This is a genomic window from Pseudomonas sp. CFBP 5748 (assembly GCF_053850495.1).
Window position 1 is genome coordinate 412275 of sequence record NZ_JBSPTN010000002.1, and the last position, 14273, is coordinate 426547.

11 protein-coding genes are annotated in these 14273 nt (G+C 62.3%); 9 read left to right on the plus strand and 2 right to left on the minus strand.

Annotation, left to right across the window (positions count from 1 at the left end):
- The first annotated feature begins 191 nt into the window (after positions 1 to 191).
- From ACWNZ1_RS06450 to folD, 9 genes are all read left to right on the plus strand, one after another.
- Positions 192 to 638 (plus strand): dimethylamine monooxygenase subunit DmmA family protein, encoded by a 447-nt coding sequence (locus tag ACWNZ1_RS06450; RefSeq protein WP_456027493.1) that lies wholly within the window; start codon positions 192 to 194, stop codon positions 636 to 638.
- Positions 635 to 1564, plus strand: coding sequence for a PDR/VanB family oxidoreductase (locus tag ACWNZ1_RS06455; protein WP_135844967.1), 930 nt, complete (start codon positions 635 to 637; stop codon positions 1562 to 1564). The genes ACWNZ1_RS06450 and ACWNZ1_RS06455 overlap by 4 nt, the downstream gene beginning before the upstream one ends.
- Before the next feature lie 11 nt (positions 1565 to 1575).
- A complete protein-coding gene (locus ACWNZ1_RS06460; RefSeq protein ID WP_135844966.1) occupies positions 1576 to 2589 on the plus strand; it encodes a heme-dependent oxidative N-demethylase family protein in 1014 nt (337 codons plus the stop codon).
- Positions 2590 to 2624: 35 nt separating this feature from the next.
- Positions 2625 to 3755, plus strand: coding sequence for an aminomethyltransferase family protein (locus ACWNZ1_RS06465; RefSeq protein ID WP_256452665.1), 1131 nt, complete (start codon positions 2625 to 2627; stop codon positions 3753 to 3755).
- A gap of 30 nt (positions 3756 to 3785) precedes the next feature.
- Positions 3786 to 4652, plus strand: a complete 867-nt coding sequence (gene purU / locus ACWNZ1_RS06470) for a formyltetrahydrofolate deformylase (protein ID WP_109755144.1) — start codon at positions 3786 to 3788, stop codon at positions 4650 to 4652.
- 21 nt (positions 4653 to 4673) lie between these two features.
- Entirely contained in the window at positions 4674 to 6041 is a 1368-nt protein-coding gene (locus ACWNZ1_RS06475) for an NAD(P)-binding domain-containing protein (RefSeq protein WP_135844964.1), read from the plus strand.
- Positions 6042 to 6056: 15 nt separating this feature from the next.
- Complete coding sequence (locus ACWNZ1_RS06480) at positions 6057 to 8399, plus strand: DUF1989 domain-containing protein (protein WP_456027494.1); 2343 nt, start codon at positions 6057 to 6059, stop codon at positions 8397 to 8399.
- 77 nt (positions 8400 to 8476) lie between these two features.
- Positions 8477 to 10156 (plus strand): APC family permease, encoded by a 1680-nt coding sequence (locus ACWNZ1_RS06485; protein WP_456027495.1) that lies wholly within the window; start codon positions 8477 to 8479, stop codon positions 10154 to 10156.
- A 96-nt stretch (positions 10157 to 10252) separates the two neighbouring features.
- Positions 10253 to 11176, plus strand: coding sequence for a bifunctional methylenetetrahydrofolate dehydrogenase/methenyltetrahydrofolate cyclohydrolase FolD (gene folD, locus ACWNZ1_RS06490; RefSeq protein WP_456027496.1), 924 nt, complete (start codon positions 10253 to 10255; stop codon positions 11174 to 11176).
- Between the two features lie 213 nt (positions 11177 to 11389).
- On the opposite strand, the gene ACWNZ1_RS06495 is transcribed toward folD, so the two are convergent.
- Positions 11390 to 12715, minus strand: coding sequence for an ammonium transporter (locus ACWNZ1_RS06495; RefSeq protein ID WP_456027497.1), 1326 nt, complete (start codon positions 12713 to 12715; stop codon positions 11390 to 11392).
- A gap of 201 nt (positions 12716 to 12916) precedes the next feature.
- A complete protein-coding gene (locus ACWNZ1_RS06500) occupies positions 12917 to 14257 on the minus strand; it encodes an FMN-binding glutamate synthase family protein (protein WP_135844962.1) in 1341 nt (446 codons plus the stop codon).
- Between the last annotated feature and the right edge of the window lie 16 nt (positions 14258 to 14273).

Consider the following 14273-nt stretch of genomic DNA (forward strand, 5'->3'; position numbering starts at 1 on the left):
TGTTCGCACTCTCGATAACTCCCCGTCCGGTTGCTCCACACTCCTCGAACACCAGCAACTTCCATGCCCCGGACGGCCGTACAGCAAGGCTTATCTCCAAAGGCATAGCCCTTTTTCCAGATTGAGAAGATTTTCCCTATAGGAAAGTATCTCTCCCAACAGGAAACAAAAGAGCACTTTGGAGAGCCCCCATGAAGCCCACCCTTAGCCGCCCCATCGTGGTGATGCAATCGGCAACCACCTGCACGGAGGTTGTCGCTGAACTGGACAATCCCCTGCTGCTGAACGGCGAACACCCCGACTTCGCCCGGCGCTTGCAACACGTATTGGCCAGCGCAACCGTGGGTTGTCGGCTCTACCTGCTGGGCGATGAAGCTTTTGTTTGGCGTGTTCACGGGGAGGCACGCGCCGCTGGCCTGGAAGACGACGAGATCAACATTCCCTGTGCGACGCCCGGCCTGCGCCAGGTGTATTGCGCACATTGCGGCCTGACCCAGGCTGTCGGGCCGGACGCAGTGTTGAACTGCATCGGCTGTAACGTCGGGCTTGAGGTACGTGCGCATTTTTCCAGGCGCCTGGGGGCTTATCTCGGGGTGTGCATTGATCCCGACCAGCCCTATGCGGCATTCCAGCCATGAGCGCGGCCCTCAACGTTCAAGTCAGCGCAGCAAGAATGCTCACGCCGGTGGTGCGCGAATTGACCCTGACGGCCTGCGACGGCACCCTGCCTGGCTTCTCGCCCGGCAGCCATGTGCAGGTGCATCTGCCACTGGCCGAGGGCAAGGTGCGCAACGCCTACTCGCTCACCAGCGACCCGGCGCACACCCAGCACTACCGCATCGCCGTGCGCCTGCAGGATGCTTCTCGTGGCGGCTCGCAGTACCTGCATCGCCAGGTGCAGGTCGGCGACACCTTGCAGATTTCGCCGCCGGCCAATCTGTTCGCACCCCACGGCACCGCACGCCTGCATATCCTGATCGCCGCCGGCATCGGCATCACGCCGTTCATGGCCTATATCGCCGCGATGGAACAGCAGCAGGTCGATTTCGAACTGCATTACCTGTTCCGCCCGGGCCTTAGCGACGCCTACCTCGACGAACTGCAACAGCGCCTCGGCGCGCGCCTGCACGCGTACAACAGTCGTCCCGACCTGAACCAGATCCTCGCCGGCCGGCCGCTGGGCAGCCACGTCTACACCTGTGGCCCGCAGTCGCTGCTCGACGCGGTTGAGCGTGAGGCCACGCGCCTCGGCTGGCCGCGCAAACGCCTGCATTGCGAAGCATTCAAAGGTGCGCAACCAGGCCAACCGTTTGACCTGCAGCTATTGCGCAGTGGCCGGCGCTTGCGCGTCGAGGCAGAGCAAAGCCTGCTCGAAGCCCTGGAGCACGCAGGTCTTTCAGTGCCCAACCTGTGCCGTGGCGGGGTCTGCGGCCAGTGCATCACACGCCACACCGGCGGTGCCATCGAACATCGCGACAGCTTCCTCAGCCCGGCCGAACAGGCCGACTTTCTGATGCCCTGCGTCTCGCGCGGCAGCGGCCCCTGCATTTCGCTGGACCTATAGGAGTGAGTGACATGCCCCTGCAAACGAGCCCTGTGCTGAGCTATCGCGACGACTTCAGCTTTCGCAACAGCCCCGCGGCCATCCGTCGTTTTCCCTTTCCCTTTGTCGAGGACAGCTACCTGTACTCGGTAAATATCGAACCGGCCACCTCCCGCGACCCCGGTTCGATCTATGAGCATGGCTTCGACATCGACGAACACTACCGCTCGGAAATGGCCGAACGCGCCCTGGTGCTGGACAAGGATCCACGCCGCTATCTGGTGATGCCGCACATGCAAGTGGCCGCCTGGGATGCGCTGCAGATGCTCATGGAACACCTCGCCACTGACTATCCGCAATGGTTCCGGCTGGCCCGTGACGGTGATCACTGGCATTGGCACAACACGCTGCTCAATATCGATCAGCACTTTGTCTTCGGTGACGCCAGCAGCCTGCCCTGCGAGCCGCTGGCGTTCATCGGCCGCCAGGTGCAGGGTGATTTTGCCCTGCTCGATCAGCGCGACGGCGATCTGTACATGGACGCCGGCCTGGTTACCAGCCCGGCCGACTGGTCCCTGGCCTTCGACGCCGGCATGAGCTTCAAGCAGTGGCATTCACCGGTGCCCATGGCCCATCAGATGGGCGTGTTCGACCGCGCGCTGAAGTACCTGCTCAACCTGCAAGTGGGCCAACCGGTGCGGCGCCTGAATTGGACGCTGACGATCAACCCGCGCCTGGACTCCTCGCCCGAGACATTCCATGAATGGGGCGCCGACCGCGGCCGCATCACCGCCGAAAACGTCGGGCAGCAGGTTCATCTGCGCGTCGAGCTGCAAGTGATGGCCCGCCTGCCGCGCAGCAACGCGGTGATGTTCAGCATCCGCACCTACCTCATCAGCATGGACGAACTGGTCACTCAACCCGGCTGGGGCTGTCGCCTGCACCGCGTGCTGCGCGACCTGCCCGAGCCGATCGCCGACTACAAAGGCATGAGCCGCTACCGCCAGACCCTGGTCCAGTGGCTGAGCCGCTTCGACCAGGCCTGAACCCTGACCCACTTTCACCGACAAGGATCCTCCACATGGCTCATTCATGGCGTATTTCTGCACTGGCCGAACGGCACCGCGCGCTCGGCTCGAACCTGGAAGACTGGAACGGCATGGGCACGGCCTGGACCTATGCCAGCGACCTGGCCGATCACCATCAAGCGATCCGCACCCGCGCCGGGCTGATGGACGTTTCCGGGCTGAAGAAAGTCCACTACGTCGGGCCCCATGCCGAAAGCCTGCTGCAATGGGCGACCACCCGCGACATCGCCAAGCTCTACCCCGGCAAATCGGTGTACGCCTCGATGCTCAACGAGGAAGGCAAGTTCGTCGATGACTGCATCGTCTACCGCACCGGGCCTAACGCGTTCATGGTGGTCCACGGCGCCGGCAGCGGTCACGAAATGCTGGTGCGTTCATCCCAGGGCCGGCAAGTGGCGGTGCTGTTCGACGACGACCTGCACGACCTGTCGCTGCAAGGACCGCTGGCGGTGGACTTTCTCGCCGAGCACGTCCCCGGGATTCGTCAGTTGCCCTATTTCCATCACCTGCAAACCCGCCTGTTCGATCGCCCGGTGATGATCTCTCGCACCGGCTACACCGGCGAACGCGGCTACGAGATTTTCTGCAAGGCGGCCGACGCCCCGGCGCTGTGGGACAACATCCTCGAACAGGGCGCGGGCCTGGGCATCATCCCGTGCGCCTTTACCGCCCTGGACTGGTTGCGGGTCGAAAGCTCGCTGATGTTTTTCCCCTACGACAACTCGCAGATGTACCCCTTCGCCGACCAGAAGGCCGGCGACACCCTGTGGGAAATGGGCCTGGATTTCACCGTTTCTCCAGACAAACGCGAATTTCGTGGCGCCGAGGAGCACTTCCGGTTGCGCGGCCAGGAGCGTTTCAAGATCACCGGCGTGTTGCTCGAAGGTGTGCGCGCCGCCGAGGCGGGCGACACCCTGTGGCAAGGCAATCAGCAAGTCGGGGTGATCACCTGCGGCATGTATTCGCGCCTGAGCAAACGCTCCATGGCCATCGCCCGCATGAACGTCGCCTGCGCGGTTCCCGGGATTGCCTTGCAGGTGCGTGGCAGCCAGGAAAGCGCCGCGGTGACCCACGCCCTTCCCTTCGACGACCCGGAAAAAACCAAGCGCACGGCCAAGGGCTGAGCCTCTACCACCTTGCACAGGGAGCCCTCGATGGACACCTCCAGCGAACACTACATTCTCAAGATCAACTGCCCGGCGGCGTCCGGCATCGTCGCCGCCATCAGTACCTGCCTGGCCCGGCAACAGTGCTACATCAGTGAGCTCGCGCAATTCGACGACGAGTTCACCGGGCAGTTTTTCATGCGCGCGGTCTTTCGTTTCAACACCGGCGTGACCGGCGATATTGGCGCCCTGCGTGAAGACCTGGGCGACCTGGCTGGCGGCTTCGACATGCAGTGGCAACTGTTCTGCTCAAGCCAGCCGACCCGGGTGCTGCTGATGGTCAGCAAGTTCGACCATTGCCTGACCGACCTGCTCTACCGCCACCGCAAGGGCGAGATGGACATGCACATCACTGCGGTGGTCTCCAATCACCTGGACCTGCGGGCCATGGCCGAACGCGAAGGCATTCGCTTCATCTACCTGCCGGTCACCAAGGACAGCAAGGCCAGCCAGGAAGTCGAGCTGATGCGCATTGTCGAAGACACCCAGACCGACCTGGTGGTGCTCGCGCGCTATATGCAGATTCTCTCCGATGGCCTGTGCCAGCAGCTGTCCGGTCGGGCCATCAACATCCATCACTCGTTCCTCCCCGGTTTCAAGGGCGCCAAACCCTATCACCAGGCGTATGACCGGGGCGTGAAGCTGATCGGTGCGACCGCCCATTACGTCACCAGCGACCTCGATGAGGGACCGATCATCGAGCAGGAAATCCAGCGCGTCGACCACACGCACCTGCCCGACTCGCTGGTTGCCATCGGCCGTGACACCGAAACCGTCGCCCTTTCCAAAGCCCTGAAATACCACCTGGAACACCGGGTGTTCATCAACCAGGACAAGACAGTGATCTTTCGCTGAAACCCTTCAGGAGGCACGCTCATGACACTACGCGTAGCAATCATCGGCGCCGGCCCGTGCGGCCTGGCTCAACTTCGCGCCTTCCAGTCAGCCCGCGACAAGGGCACCGCCATTCCCGAACTGGTGTGCTTTGAAAAACAGCAGGATTGGGGCGGCATGTGGAACTACACCTGGCGCACCGGTCTGGACGAGAACGGCGAGCCGGTGCATGGCAGCATGTACCGTTACCTGTGGTCGAACGGCCCGAAGGAATGCCTGGAGTTCGCCGACTACACCTTCGAGGAACATTTTGGCCGCCCCATCGGCTCTTACCCGCCGCGAGAAGTGCTCTGGGATTACATCAAGGGCCGCGTCGAAAAAGCCGGGGTACGAGATTACATCCGGTTCAACAACGTGGTGCGCCAGGTCACCTTTGACCAAGCGACTCGCCGCTTCACGGTGCTCGCCCACGACCACGGCAGCGATACCCAGACCTCGGAGGAGTTCGATTATGTGATCAACGCCTGCGGGCACTTTTCGACGCCGAAGATGCCGTACTTCCCCGGATTCGAGCAGTTCGGCGGGCGCGTCCTGCACGCCCATGATTTCCGCGATGCGCTGGAGTTCAAGGGCAAGGATCTGCTCATCGTCGGCAGCAGCTATTCTGCCGAAGACATCGGTTCCCAGTGCTACAAATACGGCGCCCGCAGCATCACCAGTTGCTACCGCACCGCGCCGATGGGCTATGACTGGCCCGCCAATTGGGAAGAAAAACCGCTGTTGCAGCGCCTGGAAAAAAACCGCGCGTACTTTATCGACGGCAGCCACAAGCACATCGATGCGGTGATCCTGTGCACCGGCTACAAACATCACTTCCCCTTCCTGCCGGACGAACTGTGCCTCAAGACCGATAACCGGCTGTGGCCGATGAACCTGTACAAAGGCATTTTCTGGGAATCCAACCCGCAGCTGATCTACCTCGGCATGCAGGACCAGTGGTACTCGTTCAACATGTTCGACGCCCAAGCCTGGTACGCCCGCGATGTCATCCTGGGGCGTATTCAACTGCCCGGCCAGGCCGAAATGATCGCCGACAGCCGGCAATGGCACGAACGGGAACAGACCCTGGAAACCAACCAGCAAATGTTCGAATACCAGGGCGCCTACATCCAGCACCTGGTGGACGCCACCGACTACCCGAACTTCGACATCGCCGCCGTCAATGAAACCTTCCTGCACTGGAAGCACGACAAAGCGGAAAACATCATGGGCTATCGCGACAAGTCCTATCGCTCGTTGATGACCGGAACCCAGTCACCGCCGCACCACACCCCCTGGCTGCATGCGCTGGACGACTCGATGGCGGCGTACCTCGCTGAGCCGCCGATGTCCGTCAAGTCGATCGGTTGACCCGGGAGCGCCACCATGAACGCACCTCGTGTTTCCCATCCGCGCGAGCCCGGACTCTTTGCCCGGGTCCCGGACCTGGAGCGCTATCGGGTGGGCGCCGGCGGCCTGACCCTTGTCGCGCTGCAGCCCGGCGACAGCCTGCAAGTGATCGACCTTGAAGGCCGGCAACCCTGCCAATTGCTGGCCATGGATACGCTCGGCCGCAGCGCGCTGTCGGCCTGGGCGTTGAGCGGTTCGTCGGCTTGCGAATTCATCGGCGCACGGCTCGCCGAACCGACCTTGCAAGCTCGACGTATCCACCAGGCGTTGCGCCGACGCGGCGTTGATCCGGACCACCTGCCCAGTGCCGCTTCACTTTGGGACGAGGACAGCCCTGCCGACTTCAGCCGCCAGTTTGTCGCCAACGATGAACTGTTAGTGATTGTCGCCGCGCCCGCGGGTCCCACGTCCGTCGATCGGCAGTACCGGCCCAGCGAACTGCGGTTGTGGGTGACACGGGCCAATCCCTCGTCGCTGCTGCTCCCGGCATTACCCGAACCGTTGGGCGAGTTGCTCGATGAATTCACTATTCACGCCGGCACCGCCCACAGTTACACGGTCGGCAAAGGGCAGTACGTGCAGGTGCTGGACGTGGCCGGTCGCCAATGCTCGGACTTCGTCGCCCTCGATCGGCGGGCATTGGATCGCGGCCTGGAACTGGACCTGGACCAGACCGTCACCCGCACCCTGAACGGCAGCGCCTACCCGGCACCGGGATTGTTCTCGAAGTTTTTCGACCGGCAGATGCAACCGATGCTGGAGGTGGTGCGTGACACCGTCGGCCGCCACGACTCCTTCGCCCTGGCCTGCGCCGCGCGCTACTACGAAAGCCATGGCTACTTCGGGCACGACAACTGCAGCGACAACCTGAGCCGGGCCTTGGCACCTCATGGGGTCGAGGCTCGCAGCGGTTGGCCGGCGATCAATTTGTTCTTCAACACCGGGATCGACGCCCACCAGCAGATGACGCTGGACGAGCCGTGGTCGCGGCCCGGCGATTACGTGCTGCTGCGGGCCATGACCGATCTGCTGTGTGGCAGCACCTCATGCCCCGATGACATCGACCCGGCCAACGGCTGGAACCCGACCGATATCCATGTCCGCATCTACAGCGAAAAGGAGCGTTTTTCCATCGCCATGAGCACTCGTACCACGGCCGATGCCGACCCGATCCTCACCCGTGAGTCCGCGTTCCATTCACGCACCAGAGCCTTGACCGGCAGCTTTGCCGACTACCGCAACTGGTGGCTGCCGCTGCGCTACGACGGCTATGGCGCCATCGAGGAATACCTCGGTTGCCGCGAACGCGTCGCGGTGATGGACCTGACCGCCCTGCGCAAATTCGAAATCCTCGGCCCCGACGCCGAAGCCTTGATGCAGTACTGCCTGACCCGGGATGTGCGGCGCCTGGCGGTGGGTCAAGTGGTGTACTCGGCGATGTGCCACGAACACGGCGGCATGCTCGACGACGGCACCCTGCTGCGCCTGGGCCCGGACAATTTCCGCTGGATCTGCGGCGAGGATTACGCCGGAGTCTGGCTGCGCGAACAGGCGCAAAAGCTCGGCATGAAGGTCTGGGTCAAATCCGCCAGCGAGCAGATTCACAACCTGGCCCTCCAGGGCCCGATGAGTCGTGAACTGCTCAAACAGATGGTCTGGACCCCACCGACCCAACCGAGCCTGGAAACCCTGGGCTGGTTCCGCTTCCTGGTGGGCCGCCTGGACGGTTACGACGGCTGCCCGCTGATGATCTCGCGCACCGGCTACACCGGCGAACTGGGCTACGAAGTCTGGTGCCAGCCCGAGGATGCCGAGCGGATCTGGGACCGGATCTGGCAACTGGGCCAACCCCTGGGCCTGGTGCCGCTGGGCCTGGAAGCACTGGACATGCTGCGCATCGAAGCCGGGCTGATTTTCGCCGGCTACGAGTTCAGCGACCAGACCGATCCTTTCGAAGCGGGTATCGGCTTTAGCGTGCCGATGAACAGCAAAACCGACGATTTCATCGGCCGCGATGCGCTGTTGCGGCGCAGTGCCCACCCCGCCCAGAAGCTGGTGGGCCTGCAACTGAGTGGCAACGAAGGCGCCCACCACGGTGACCCGGTGTATCGCGGCCGGGCCCAGGTCGGGGTCATCACCAGTGCCTGCCGCTCGCCGCTGCTGGCCAGCAACATCGCGCTGTGCCGGGTCGACGTGGCCTGCGCCGACGTCGGCACGATGCTTGAGATCGGCAAAGTCGATGGCCTGCAGAAGCGCATCAGCGCCGAGGTCACCGCAGCGATTTTCTACGACCCGCAAAAGAGCCGGGTACGCAGTTGATCGACCAGACGGACCTGGGCGCCACCCTGACTTTGACTGCCCCCACTACTCCGCTACTCAGACATGGGAATACGAAGATGGAAGCGACTACGTTCGAGACCGTACCGCAGGCCGCCAGCTCAGTTGGCAGCCTGCACCGCAAGATCGATTGGCGCGGGGCTTTCTGGGTTGCCAGTGGCGTGCCCGCGCTGGTGCTGTTTTCAATCGGCGCGATTGCCGCCACAGTGGGCAAGCCGGCGTGGATCGTCTGGATCGTGTCGATCCTGTTCGGGTTTATCCAAGCCTTCACCTACGCCGAAATCGCCGGGCTGTTCCCGCACAAATCCGGCGGCGCCTCAGTCTATGGCGCGGTCGCCTGGGTGCGTTACAGCAAGCTGATCGCACCGGTTTCGGTGTGGTGCAACTGGCTGGCCTGGTCGCCGGTGCTGTCGATCGGTTCGGGGCTGGCAGCCGGCTACATACTCACCGCACTGTTTCCCGCCGACGCGTTGATCAATACCTGGCAATTGACCCTGCTCGATCTGGGTTGGATCAAGAGTGGCCTGTCGTTGCGGATCAATGCGACATTCGCCATCGGTCTGTTGATCCTGCTGACGGTGTTCGCCGTGCAGCATGGCGGCATTCTGCGCTCGGCGCGTCTGACCCTGGTGCTCGGCGTGACATCGCTGATCCCCTTGCTGCTGGTGGGTGTGGTGCCGTTGCTCACCGGCGATGCGGCCCAGGCCAATTTCCTGCCGTTGTACCCCCTGGCCCATGATGATGCCGGGCAAGTGATCGATGGGCCCTGGGATCTGTCCGGCTGGACGCTGATGGCCGGCGGTCTGTTCATGGCGGCGTGGTCCACCTACGGCTTCGAAACGGCGGTGTGCTACACCCGGGAATTCAAAGACCCCAAGCGCGACACGTTCAAGGCGATTTTCTATGCCGGCCTGCTGTGCATTCTGGTGTTCACTCTGGTGCCCCTGGCGTTTCAAGGCAGCCTTGGGCTCGGTCAACTGGTGACACCGGCCGTGCTGGACGCCAGCGGCGCCGTGGTTTCGCCGGCGGTCTACAGTGGCCTGTTGTCGCCGGCGATCTACAGCGGCATGGGCGTCGGCCAGGTGATGGCGGACAGTATCGGCGGCGGTAAACTGGTGGCCAACATCGTGCTGATCATGCTGGTCCTGGCCACCCTGCTGGCGATCATGACGTCGATGTCCGGCTCGTCGCGCACTTTGTACCAGGCGTCGGTGGATGGCTGGCTGCCGAAATACCTGGGCCGCACCAATGACCACGGCGCACCCACCGCCGCGATGTGGACCGACCTGTGTTTCAACCTGCTGCTGTTGCTGATGTCCGACTATGTCTTCGTGCTCGCGGCGTCCAACGTCAGCTACATCATCTTCAACTTCCTCAATCTCAACGCGGGCTGGATCCATCGTCTGGATCGTCCTGACTGGATACGCCCGTACAAAGCCCCTACCGTGCTCCTGGCAGCCGGTGGCGTGCTGAGCTTCGTCAACCTGGCCTGCATGGGGCTGGGCGCCGATATCTGGGGCGCTGGAACCCTGATGACCGGCCTGCTGCTGGCGCTGTTGATCCTGCCGGTGTTCTGCTACCGCCACTATGTGCAGGACAAGGGGCTCTTCCCCGAAGCCATGCTCAACGATCTCTACGTTCAGGCCGATACGGGTCAGAAACGCGCTGGCTGGTGGCCTTACCTCACGCTGATCGCAGGTGTTCTTGTGGTGTACGGCAGCCATCAATTGGTAGTCTGAGCGCCCTTGCTTGCAGATCTTCGCGAATCATCGAGGCGCAACGACGCCTCGGTGATTATTTCGCCCCTCTATCATTTCAAGCCAACGGTGACTCTTTTGATCAGCACCACCCCTGCACTTGCTCGCGATATCGACGGCAAGGCCATCTCCGCCCGGGTTCTCGAGGAGGTTCGAGAAGAGGTTCTGGCCCTCGCGGGACAGCACATCTACCCGGCCCTGGCTGTACTGTTGGTGGGTGAAGACCCGGCCAGCGAGGTTTATGTACGCAACAAACTGCTGCGGGCCAAGGAAGTCGGCATTCGCTCCCTGGAGTACCGTCTGCCAGCCAATGCCAGCCAGCACCAGGTACTGGAACTGATTGCCCAACTGAACGCCGATGTCACGGTGAATGGCATCCTGGTGCAATTGCCATTGCCGGGGCATATCGACGAGGCAGCAGTCATTCAGGCCATCGACCCGATCAAGGACGTGGACGGTTTTCATCGCGAGAACGTCGGCGGCCTGGTGCAAGGCATGGAAGTCCTGACACCCTGCACGCCCAGCGGCTGCATGCGTCTACTGTACGAAACCTGCGGCGACGTGAGCGGCTTGCACGCCGTGGTCGTCGGGCGCTCGAACATCGTCGGCAAGCCCATGGCAACCTTGTTGTTGCAGGCTCACTGTTCGGTCAGCGTGGTGCACTCACGCAGCGTCGACGCCCCGGCGTTGTGTCGACTGGCCGATATCGTCGTCGCAGCGGTGGGCCGTCCTGGGCTGATCGATGCCAGTTGGCTCAAACCTGGCGCCGTGGTGATCGATGTCGGAATCAATCGTGTTACTGATGAATCCGGCAGCCATCTGGTGGGGGATGTCGACTACGCCAGCGCGCGTACCGTCGCCAGCGCGATCACGCCGGTCCCCGGCGGCGTCGGGCCGATGACCATTGCTTATCTGCTGAAGAACACCCTGATCGCCAGCCAGTTGCAGCACGCGGCCCAGGCCCGTGGGCAGGCATCTGCCAGCCATCTGGTGGTGAGTTGAGCACAACGCGTACGGCCCGTTCGAGGGTGTAAATGCTGTTTACTTAAGCCGTTCCCGGAGATTCTGATCTTCCGTTCCTAGCGTGTTTTTTGGGGGGATTGGTGTGTATATCCGTTACCGCAAAAACGGATATACACACCAAAGCAAGTAGATACAGCACCACTTTTTCTAAGTGAACACTCGAAGGTGAACCGTGTCGATCAACAGCAACGATCAGTGGTTGTAAGCACGCTCGTTGTGTTCAGCCAGGTCCAGCCCCATCTCCTCCACCGACTCATCGGCGCGCAAGCCGATCACCGCGTTGATCACCTTGAGAATGACCCAACTGACGACAAAACAGTAAACCGTCGTCAGCAGTACGCCTTTGATTTGCGCCACGACCTGAGACCCCATGGTCACACCTTCGACCAATCCCCCCACCGACGGTACACAGAACACCCCGGTCAACACCGCGCCAATCATCCCGCCAATGCCGTGCAAGCCGAACACGTCGAGGCTGTCGTCATAACCGAAGCGCCGCTTGAGCACGGTAACGCTCAAGTAGCAGAACACCCCACACAACAAACCGATGGCCAACGCACCACCGACGCCGACATACGCGCACGCCGGCGTGATGCCGACCAGCCCGGCCAAGGCACCACTGGCCAGGCCCAGAGCGCTGGGTTTGCCAACCTTGAACCACTCGGTGAACATCCAGCCAAGAATGCCCGCGCACGCCCCCAACTGAGTGTTGAGCATGACGATGCCAGAAGTGCCGTTGAGGCCACCGCCGGAACCAATGTTGAAGCCGAACCAACCCACCCAGAGCATCGCCGCACCGGCCATGGTCAGGCTCAGGTTGTGGGCGGGCATCGGCGTGTTCTGATAGCCCTTGCGCTTGCCAAGAAGCAGGCACGCGGCCAAAGCGGCGACGCCGGCATTGATGTGCACGGCGGTGCCACCGGCGAAATCGAGTACCCCCCAGTTATGCATCAAAGCGCCCGCGCCACCCCAGACCATATGCGCCACCGGGGCATACACCAGGGTGAACCACAACGCCATGAACCACAGCGCCGCCGAAAACTTCATGCGTTCGGCGAACGCACCGGCAATCAGCGCCGGGGTGATGATCGCGAAGGTCATCTGGAAGGTCACGAACACGCCCTCCGGAATATCCCCCACCAGGCTCTCCGGGGTCATGCCCGCCAGAAAGGCCCGGCTCAAACCGCCGACAAAACTGTTGAACGTCACCTGCCCCTCAATCATGCCGGTGCTGTCAACCACCATGCTGTAGCCATAGATCACCCACAACACGCCGACCAGGCCGGCGATGCCGAAGCACTGGGTGAACAGCGAAAGCATGTTTTTTGCCCGGACCAGGCCGCCGTAAAACAATGCCAGACCCGGTAGACACATAAACAGCACCAGCACCGCGGCAGTGACCATCCAGGCGGTGCTGCCAGTGTTCAACGCGGGGGCATCGGCGGCCTGGGCCAATGGCGCAAGTGCACCGGTCGCCAATAAGCCAAGAAGGGATTTTCCGAGAAGACGATTGACCATGTTCAAAGCTCCTGCAAAGAAAGGTGAGTGTCGGGCAGCGAGCAGTAAAGAATGAGATACGGGCCTTTTCGGCCTCTCGAATATAAATGCCATGAACAGGACTTGTGGGAGCGGGCCTGCTCGCGATAGCGGCGGGTCAGCTTGCATCGGTTTTGCCTGTGCCACCGTCTTCGCGAGCAAGCCCGCTCCCACAGTTTTTTGTCAGTAACCGGTACCAGAACCTGGAACCCAGTTGGTCCCCGCCAACGGCACTCGCGCCATGGCCGCTGACTCCACCGTCAGCGCTACCAAATCCTCGGGATCGAGGTTGTGCAGGTGCGACTTGCCGCAAGCGCGGGCCATGGTCTGGGCTTCCAGCACCAGCACACGCAGGTAGTTGGCCAAGCGGCGGCCACCCTCCACCGGGTCCAGTCGCTTGGACAATTCCGGGTCCTGCGTGGTGATCCCGGCCGGGTCGCGGCCGTTCTGCCAATCATCGTAAAAACCGGCGGCCGAGCCGATTTTCTTCAGTTCCTCGTCCAGGCGTGGATGGTTATCACCCAAGGCAATCAGCGCCGCCGTCCCGATAGCCACCGCATCCGCACCCAGCGCCATGGCCTTGGCGACGTCGGCACCGTTGCGAATCCCTCCAGAAACGATCAACTGTACCTTGCGATGCATGCCCATCTCCTGCAAAGCCTGTACCGCTTGCGGGATGGCCGACAAAATCGGAATCCCCACGTGCTCGATAAAGACCTCCTGGGTTGCCGCCGTCCCGCCTTGCATGCCATCGAGCACAATCACATCCGCCCCGGCCTTCACGGCCAACTTGACGTCGTAGTACGGCCGGCTGGCGCCGATTTTCACGTAGATCGGTTTTTCCCAATCAGTGATTTCGCGGATCTCGGCAATCTTGATCGCCAGGTCATCCGGGCCGGTCCAGTCGGGGTGACGGCAGGCACTGCGCTGATCGACGCCAATCGGCAAGGTGCGCATGCCGGCAACACGCTCGGTGACTTTCATCCCCAGCAACATACCGCCGCCGCCAGGTTTGGCGCCCTGCCCCAGGACGATTTCAATCGCGTCAGCCTTGCGCAAGTCGTCCGGGTTCATACCGTAGCGCGACGGCAAATACTGATAGACCAAGTGCTGCGACTGACCGCGCTCCTCCGGGGTCATGCCGCCGTCACCGGTGGTGGTACTGGTGCCCGCGATGGTCGCGCCACGGCCCAGGGCCTCCTTGGCATTGGCCGACAACGCACCGAAGCTCATGCCGGCGATGGTCACCGGAATCTTCAGGTGGATCGGCTTCTTGGCAAAGCGGTTGCCGAGGATCACATCGGTGCCGCACTTCTCCCGATAGCCTTCCAACGGGTAACGCGAAACGCTGGCGCCGAGCAGCAGCAAGTCATCGAAGTGCGGCAATTTGCGCTTGGTGCCGCCGCCACGAATATCGTAGATGCCAGTCTCGGCGGCCCGTTGGATTTCCTGGATGGTCAGGCGGTCGAAGGTGGCTGACTCGCGCAGTACCGGAGCCGCTTTTTCGCTGATTGGATCGCTCATATCTGTTCTCCTCGCG